The following is a 3,477-nucleotide window of genomic DNA, read 5'->3' as shown; positions in this document are numbered from 1 at the left end:
GGACCGCGACACGGCCAGCGCCGCGGTCGCGACCGGCAACCCTGCGCGCAGGCACGCTGCCAGCAGGTCGAAGGCGGCGGCGGTCGCGAGCGGGTCCTCGCGGCGCGCGGGGTCGTCCGCCGTGGCCACCGCATCGCCCGGACCGCCGGTGTCGCCGCGCAGTCGCTGCACCGGTGATCTGGGTGCGGGGAGAACCAACACGGCGCAGGCGAGGAGAAGTACCGCGCCCCAGATCATCCCGTCACCCGCCCGGTGATCCGGTCGGTCCACAGCAGTCCCGCGCACACCAATCCCGCACCGAGCAGCAGCAGGATGCCGCCCACCCCGCCGCCGAACAGCACCGCCAGCGGGGACGCCCCCATCATCTGACCCAGACCGACACCCAGGAGCGGCAGCCCGGCCAGCACGGTCGCCGTCGCCCTCGCTCCGGCGAGGGACGCCTCGGTCCGCTGACGGAAGCGACTGCGCCCCAGGAGGTCCGTCCGCGCCGCCTCGAGCAGTTCCGCCAGCGCGAGACCGTGCGCGTCGGCCACCGCCCAGATGTCGGCGATCCGCCCCAACTCGGTGCCGACACGGGAGTCCGCGATCCGGAACCCGTCGGCGGCGGATCCCCCGAGCCGCGAGCGCGCCGAAGCGGCCCGGAACGCCGCCGACACACTGCCCACCGATTCGTCGGCCGCGGTCTGACATGCCGCGGCGGGATGCGCGCCCACCCGAAGTTCCGCCGTTACCACCTCGAGGCCCGCCAGCACGACGCGCAGATCGGCGTCCTTCGCCTTCGCCGACCGACGTCGCACCGACCTGAACCGCACTGTCGCACAGACGATCACCGACGCCAGAACCGCGCAGATCCCGCCGAGTTCGTACACGACCGGAGCGCAGACGACCGCCGCCGGAGCCGCCCAGGGCAGACGCATCCGCCGCCCGGAACCTCCCCGCCCGGTCACCGCGAGCAAGCGCGGACGCGACCGCGCGGACGGCACCGCCAGTACCGCACACGCAAGCACCACCAGACCTGCGATCACGACGCCTCCCGAGGAGAAGCCGACCGTTCCCGCCGAGAACACCAGAGGCGGAGCCGGTCCACCGCCGGCCCCTCCCCCCTGTCGTGACTCCAGGCGGGAACGATCGTGACGCGTCCGTGCTCGTCGCGAGTGACGACACCGATCTGCGTCAACTGCCGCGCTCCACTCGACGACCGGTGGACGTGCAGGATCACCTGCACGGCCGCGGCCAGCTGACTGTGCAGCGCCGCGCGGTCCATTCCGCCCAGTGCCGCAAGCGCTTCGAGCCGGGCGGGCACCTCCTCGGGCGAGTTGGCGTGCACCGTTCCGGCGCCGCCGTCGTGGCCCGTGTTGAGCGCCGTCAGCAGGTCGACCACCTCCGCGCCGCGCACCTCGCCCACGACGATCCGATCGGGTCGCATACGGAGGGACTGACGGACGAGGTCCCGGACGGTCACCTCGCCCACGCCCTCGACGTTGGGTGCCCGGGCCACCAGCCTGACCACGTGCGGGTGCGTCGGCGCCAACTCTGCGGCGTCCTCCACGCACACGATCCGTTCCGCCGGGTCCACCGCACCCAGCAACGCGGCCAGCAGCGTGGTCTTCCCCGCCCCGGTGCCGCCGGTGACGAGGAAGGCGAGGCGTGCGTGCACGATCTTCACCAGCAGATCGTGGGCCGCCTCGGTCACGGCGCCGCCCGCGACGAGCGCACCCAGCCCCTGGGTGGCCGGGCGCAGCACCCGCAGCGACAGGCAGGTGCCGCCCTGAGCGACGGGCGCCAGTACGGCATGAAGCCGTACACCGAACGAGCCGTTTCCGACGTCCCGCAGCCTTCCGTCGACCCACGGCTGGGCGTCGTCGAGGCGGCGGCCGGCAGACAGCGCGAGTCGCTGGGCGAGTCGGCGCACGGCTGCTTCGTCCGTGAACCGGACCGCTGCGCGCTCGAGTCCGCGGCCGCGGTCCACCCACACCCGGTCCGGCGCCGTGACGAGCACGTCCGCGACACCAGGCTCCGTCAGCAGCGACTCGAGCGGGCCTGCGCCCGTGAGTTCGGTCATGAGCACCCGCAACGCACCGAGCAGGTCGGTGTCGCCGAGCACGCCGCCGGACTCGGTCCGGATGGCCGCGGCAACCGTCGCGGGTGTCGGCTCGCCGGACGTGTGCGCGAGGCGTTCGCGCACCCGGTCGAGGAGGTCGGGGGTGACGAGGGAACTCATGCCGCCCACTCCCGTGTGCGCGGTCTGCTGCCGACGGTGTCGAGGACCGCCTCGGCCGCGGCGCCCAGCGGGGAGCGCCGCCCCGGCCGCAGACCGCCGTGTTCAAGCATTCCGGTAAGCGCGCGCTCGGCGCGCATCGACGCGATCAGCGGCAGGTTGAGGACCTCCGCCACGTCTGCCCCGCGAAGCCCGCCAGGTGCCGGGCCACGGACCACGAGTCCCTGATTGGGATTCCGTTCGGTGATCCACTGCGACACCTTCCCCGCGGCGATGCAGGCCCGGACGGTCGCGGGCACGACGAGAACCACGAGGTCGGCGAGTTCGAGGACGGCCTCCGTGACCGGACCCGGGAACCGCGACACGTCGCACACGACCAGTTCGCCGGCGTGACGCCCGGCGTCGGTGACGGCGCGGACCGCGGCCGCCGTCGGTCCCGCGCCGTGCCCGGTCCTGCTGCAGGCGAGGACCCGCAGGTGCTCGCCTCGAGCGGGCAGCGCGTCCCGGAGCGCGCCCGAAGAGATCCGGCCGCCTTCGATCGACAGTCCCGACCACCGCAGTCCGGGCACGTCCTCGATGCCCAGCAGCACGTCGAGCCCGGATCCCCACGAGTCGGTGTCGAGCAGCAGTGTGAGCTGCGACCGCGCCGCCGCGGTGAGGGCGGTCGCCGCCGCCAGGGTGGAGGCGCCGGCTCCGCCGCACCCGCCGACCACGGCGACGACGGTTCCGTCCGCTTCGGGCCGCTGGGGTTGCTCGCCGAGAACGGCGACCAGGGCCGACTCGTCGTCGGGCACGGCCAGCACGTGTTCGGCACCGACCGCTGTCGCGATCCGCCACTCGTCGATGCCCGGCGGCCCGTCGCACAGCAGCACGACCCGCCGCCGGCGTGGAAGCCGGTTGCGGCACGCGGCGGCGGCACGCGCGTCGAGCACGACGATCGGCGCGCTGCCCCAGGCGTGCCGGGCGTCGGCGACGTCGGTCTCGTTCAGCGTCCGGTCGGCCGCTGCCGCCACGCGCCTGATGCTGTGCAGCAGCGCCGGATCGTCTACCAGAACCAGCACTTCGCCACCGTCATGTGCGTCCATGCAGCGAGCGTGCCCGCTGCCGGAGACCGCGGAAAGGTGCCCTTTGCGAATTGTGGACAACTTCGGGGCTGGGGATAAGAACTGGTACTACCGCACCAATTTCTAGAGAGCAGAGAGCGAAGGATGGCAGAGCGCCCACAAACAGAGGACGACCCTCGCCAGGGGGGGAGGAGG

At 73.3% G+C, this 3,477-nt stretch carries 3 protein-coding genes and 1 pseudogene; all 4 read right to left on the bottom strand.

The window, feature by feature from the left end; translation table 11 throughout:
* Positions 1-237, bottom strand: a pseudogene (locus tag AC1DWT_RS50175) (type II secretion system F family protein); the annotation flags it as partial.
* Positions 234-1,025, bottom strand: coding sequence for a type II secretion system F family protein (locus tag AC1DWT_RS50170; RefSeq protein ID WP_477926162.1), 792 nt, complete (start codon positions 1,023-1,025; stop codon positions 234-236). The gene AC1DWT_RS50170 and the pseudogene AC1DWT_RS50175, both read right to left, overlap by 4 nt.
* Positions 1,022-2,221, bottom strand: coding sequence for a TadA family conjugal transfer-associated ATPase (locus AC1DWT_RS50165; RefSeq protein ID WP_072938103.1), 1,200 nt, complete (start codon positions 2,219-2,221; stop codon positions 1,022-1,024). Before AC1DWT_RS50165 ends, AC1DWT_RS50170 begins: the two co-directional genes overlap by 4 nt.
* A complete protein-coding gene (gene ssd, locus AC1DWT_RS50160) occupies positions 2,218-3,303 on the bottom strand; it encodes a septum site-determining protein Ssd (RefSeq protein WP_095862965.1) in 1,086 nt (361 codons plus the stop codon). The genes AC1DWT_RS50165 and ssd overlap by 4 nt, the downstream gene beginning before the upstream one ends.
* Positions 3,304-3,477 lie beyond the last annotated feature (174 nt).

Source organism: Rhodococcus sp. P4_B6 (genome assembly GCF_056402215.1).
The sequence above is the reverse complement of the archived record's forward strand: the minus strand, read 5'-3'. Positions and strand labels throughout refer to the sequence as shown.

Bases quoted from the DNA above. Each gene is read 5' to 3' on its own strand.
- AC1DWT_RS50165 (WP_072938103.1), bottom strand. From the start codon at position 2,221: ATGAGTTCCCTCGTCACCCCCGACCTCCTCGACCGGGTGCGCGAACGC.
- ssd (WP_095862965.1), bottom strand. From the start codon at position 3,303: ATGGACGCACATGACGGTGGCGAAGTGCTGGTTCTGGTAGACGATCCG.